Source organism: Pseudonocardia sulfidoxydans NBRC 16205, from assembly GCF_007989085.1.
Classification (GTDB): Bacteria; Actinomycetota; Actinomycetes; order Mycobacteriales; family Pseudonocardiaceae; genus Pseudonocardia; species Pseudonocardia sulfidoxydans.
Map to the genome: position 1 here is coordinate 1 of NZ_BJVJ01000154.1, position 3,745 is coordinate 3,745.

Sequence of the window (3,745 nt, forward strand, 5' to 3'; positions counted from 1 at the left end):
TGGCGCGTTCTCCGGCAAGGACCCGTCGAAGGTCGACCGCTCCGCCGCCTACGCCGCCCGCTACGTCGCCAAGAACGTCGTGGCCGCCGGGCTCGCGCAGCGCGCCGAGGTCCAGGTCGCCTACGCGATCGGGGTGGCCCGCCCGGTGTCGGTGCTCGTCGACACCTTCGGCACCGAGCGCGTGTCGCGGGCGAACATCGACAAGCTCGTCGCCGAGCACTTCGACCTGCGCCCCGCCGCGTTCCGCACCTACCTGGGCCTGCACGCCCCCATCTACTCCCCCACCTCGGCCTACGGGCACTTCGGGCGCACCGACGTCGACCTGCCCTGGGAGCGCACCGACCGTGCCGACGCGCTGCGCCGGGCCGCGGGCCTGTCCGCCGACGCCGCACCCACGCACGCCTGAACGGGGAGACGCGCTGATGCCCGTCGGGACGACCGCCGTCGCGGGCTCCATCGCGACCGACCACCTCATGCACTTCCCCGGCCGCTTCGCCGACCAGCTCGTCGCCGAACGGCTCGACCGGATCTCGCTGAGCTTCCTCGTCGACGACCTGGTCGTGCACCGCGGCGGCGTCGGGGCGAACATCGCGTTCGGCATGGGCGTGCTCGGCCGGCGACCGGTGCTCGTCGGGGCCGCCGGGTCCGACTTCGCCGACTTCCGGTCCTGGCTCGACCGCCACGGCGTCGAGACCGGGGCGGTGCTCGTCGTCGACTCGGCGAACACCCCCCGCTTCACCTGCACCACCGACGACGACCAGTGCCAGCTCGCGTCCTTCTACCCGGGAGCGATGACCGAGGCCAAGAACATCGCGCTCGCCCCGATCGTCGACCGCTTCGGGATCGAGCTGCTGCTCGTCGGGGCCAGCGACCCCGACGCGATGGTCGCCCAGACCGAGGAGGCCCGGGCCCTGGGGTTGGCGTTCGCCGCCGACCCCTCCCAGCAGCTCCCACGCCTGGACGGCGACCAGTGCCGCTCCCTCGTCGACGGCGCCCGCTACCTGTTCAGCAACGAGTACGAGTGGGAGCTGCTGACCCGCCGCACCGGCTGGGACGCCGACGAGATCACCTCCCGCGTCGGCCTGCGCATCACGACGCTGTCCGACGAGGGCGTGCGGATCGTCGGCAGGGACGGCACCGACCTCTCGCTACCCGTCGTCCCGGCCCGGACGATCAAGGACCCCACCGGGGTCGGCGACGGCTTCCGCGCCGGGTTCCTCGCCGGCGTCGATGGCGGGCTGTCGGTCGAGCGGGCCGCCCAGCTCGGCACCCTGATCGCGACGCTGGTCCTGGAGACCGACGGCGCCCAGGAGTGGACCCTCTCGCTCGCGGAAGACCTGGCCCGGCTGCGCGACGCCCACGGCGCCGAGGCCGCCGACGAGATCGAACCGGTCCTGACTCCCTGTGAGTGGCGATAGTCGCTATCGCGACCATCGCCACTCACGACCCCGCTCGCCCCCGTCCTCGACCCTGCCCTCGCCCCCGTCCTCGACCCTGCCCTCGCCCCTGCCCTCGCCCCCCGCCGAGCCCGACATCGCGCCGGGCTCGGCGTTCTCCTGCGCGGGGGCGGACCTGTGCCTCGGGTGCGGGTCCGTCCGGGTCGTCCCGTCGCGCTCGGGGCGCGGCGCGACCGTCGTCACCTGCGGTCGGGCCGCGACACCCGGCTATCCGGACCGGACAATGCCCGTGGGCAGTTCTATCCGCCCGGTCCATCGGCGACGCTGGTGATCCACGGCACTGTGACGGAGGCAACTCGCCGTGTGGCCACGCCACACGGCCCCGCACGGTCACCTGCGGGCGGCATGGCCGGGGCGACCCACCAGTTCAAGGAGGAACATCCATGGCCGACGTGCTGGCCGAGGGCTACAACGTCTTCGACACCGGAAAATCCCCCAGTGGAACGGTGAAGTATCTGGAGTCCCCGGCCGACGTCATCAGCCTGATCCAGTCGGGGAAGCTCACCGAGCACATTCTGCTGGTCCAGGGCGGTACCACGACGTTCCTCGCGCCCGCCCTGAGCATGGGCGCCATCGGCGTGATCACGATGTCCGGCGCCCCGGAGTCGCACCTCGGGATCCTGTCCCGGGAGTTCCAGACGCCCTGCGTCATGACCGCGCACCTGACCTCGAGCGAGTCCCGCTACGTCGTCGGCAACACCCCGCCGGAGCACTTCGACGAGATCGCGAAGCTCCTCGACGGGCGGCGGGTGCGGCTGGACTGCACCGACCACGAGGTCGGCCGCGTCGTGGCGGACGACTGAGGACCGGGGAGGAACCGACGATGACGACGACCGAGGGCAAGCGCGCCACCTACAAGCAGCGCTACGAGCAGGCCGACGACGGCCTGCGCTTCCAGAGCCTCACCTACACCGGCAACTTCGTCGGCCTCGAACCCGTCACGGACGGGATCAAGGGCGACAAGATGCTCAAGGAGCGGGCCAAGAGCAAGGTCCTGGAGAAGGTCTCCAAGGAGGACGTGCTCAACCCGCAGTTCAGCATCGACGAGCTCAACGACCTCAACAACTACCTCGCCTGGAACATCTGGGACGTGCTGGTCATGCGCGCCACCGAGGGCGTCAGCGGCATGATCCCCCGCCAGGAGTACGAGATCCTGGCCTTCATGCACGAGTTCTACCGCTGGCCGGAGATCCTGCGCATGACCACCGACGAGGTCGGGGCCCAGGGCATCCTCGACATCGGCGCGTCGGCCCGCCGCGAGATCGGGACCAAGGTCAACTCGGTGCACGACTGGTGCATCGGCGCCGTCGGGTTCGGCATGGGCCGCTGCGGCCTGCTGGCCCTGGAGGCGATCGGCCCGGACGACTACGTCGCCGAGTCGAACGAGATCCTCAAGTTCATGCAGCGCGTGCTCTGGGGCAAGCGCCAGGACGGCTACATCCTCAACTCCCAGGACCGCTACCGCTGCCAGATCCACGAGCAGGACTTCCTCGACCAGCTCGTCGGCCAGATCGAGCCGCTGGAGCCGGGCAGCCCCAAGCACGGCGCGTTCACGCAGTTCAACGCGGCGGCCGAGCTGCTCGCCTTCCTCCACCACTACGACAACCGGCTCGGCCTGGGCGACACCGGCCCCTACGAGCTGCCCGACGGCAACCTGCTGATCCTGCGTGACCTGTTCGTGAACGAGGAGATCTACCACTGGTCCGACGTCAGCGAGGACGCCGGACTGCCCTACTCGTACACGCTGGCGATGATCATCGACCCGGAGAAGATGGCGCTGGAGGAGATCCGGGTCAACGACATCTCCACCACCTTCACGCGGCCCAAGAACTACATCGAGGCCATCATCGGCGGGGCGGTGTTCTCGCGGCAGAAGTGGAACACGCCGATGGGCGAGGTCAACCCGATCGCCATCGACGACCTGGCCGACCACCTCGGTCGCGTGCAGCAGGCCACGCTCAAGCTCTACACGAAGACGTCGAAGATGTGCCGGCGCGACCTGATCTGGAACGGCCAGTACGTCTACTACGTCGACATGATCCTGCCGCACCTGCGCAAGGCCGGGACGTACGAGAAGGCCTGCCGCGACTACGACCTGTGGGAGATCGACCAGCGCGTCTCCAACTACTACTACGACATCACCAAGCGCGGCTTCGCGCAGGAGACGGTGCCCAGCAAGATCTTCTCCGGCGCGGGATACCTGCCGTTCTCCGACAAGGCGAACCTGCGCAGCTCCAAGGGCCGCTGGCTCTAGTCCGTTCCCACCCCCGGGCGGCGCGGCGGACCCC

The 3,745-nt window shown here is 69.9% G+C and carries 4 protein-coding genes; all 4 read left to right on the plus strand.

The features are described 5' to 3' along the window. On the plus strand, positions 1–406 hold a 406-nt coding region (locus PSU4_RS30625; protein WP_186817280.1), incomplete at its 5' end, for a methionine adenosyltransferase domain-containing protein. Positions 407–422: 16 nt separating this feature from the next. Then, positions 423–1,418 carry a carbohydrate kinase family protein gene (locus tag PSU4_RS30630; RefSeq protein WP_147116131.1) on the plus strand — a complete coding sequence of 332 codons (996 nt, stop codon included), beginning with the start codon at positions 423–425 and terminating at the stop codon, positions 1,416–1,418. A 422-nt stretch (positions 1,419–1,840) separates the two neighbouring features. Next, complete coding sequence (locus PSU4_RS30640) at positions 1,841–2,260, plus strand: PEP-utilizing enzyme (RefSeq protein WP_147116133.1); 420 nt, start codon at positions 1,841–1,843, stop codon at positions 2,258–2,260. A 20-nt stretch (positions 2,261–2,280) separates the two neighbouring features. After that, positions 2,281–3,711, plus strand: coding sequence for a hypothetical protein (locus PSU4_RS30645; RefSeq protein ID WP_147116135.1), 1,431 nt, complete (start codon positions 2,281–2,283; stop codon positions 3,709–3,711). Positions 3,712–3,745: the final 34 nt, after the last annotated feature.

What these genes read in the sequence shown, in the direction of transcription:
- PSU4_RS30630 (WP_147116131.1), top strand. Translation starts at nt 423, where the DNA reads ATGCCCGTCGGGACGACCGCCGTCGCGGGCTCCATCGCGACCGACCAC.
- PSU4_RS30645 (WP_147116135.1), top strand. Translation starts at nt 2,281, where the DNA reads ATGACGACGACCGAGGGCAAGCGCGCCACCTACAAGCAGCGCTACGAG.
- PSU4_RS30640 (WP_147116133.1), top strand. Translation starts at nt 1,841, where the DNA reads ATGGCCGACGTGCTGGCCGAGGGCTACAACGTCTTCGACACCGGAAAA.